The organism is Trinickia sp. EG282A, from assembly GCF_040965455.1.
In the GTDB taxonomy this organism is placed as follows: domain Bacteria; phylum Pseudomonadota; class Gammaproteobacteria; order Burkholderiales; family Burkholderiaceae; genus Trinickia; species Trinickia symbiotica.
In genome coordinates this window covers 1-255 of sequence record NZ_JBFRCC010000054.1, presented here as the reverse complement: position 1 = coordinate 255, position 255 = coordinate 1, and the positions used below count along the sequence as shown (strand labels likewise).

Below are 255 nucleotides of genomic sequence, written 5' to 3'. Positions count from 1 at the left end.
GTGTGGCTGGTCGTCCTCTCAGACCAGCTACGGATCGTCGCCTTGGTAGGCCTTTACCCCACCAACTAGCTAATCCGCCATCGGCCGCCCCTTGAGCGCGAGGTCTTGCGATCCCCCGCTTTCCTCCGTAGAGCGTATGCGGTATTAATCCGGCTTTCGCCGGGCTATCCCCCACTCCAGGACACGTTCCGATGTCTTACTCACCCGTTCGCCACTCGCCGCCAGGCCGAAGCCCGCGCTGCCGTCCGACTTGCA

Annotated in this window: 1 rRNA gene; it reads right to left on the bottom strand. The window is 63.1% G+C overall.

What is annotated here, in order from left to right:
- A 16S ribosomal RNA gene (locus AB4Y31_RS31880) occupies nucleotides 1-255 on the bottom strand; the annotation flags it as partial.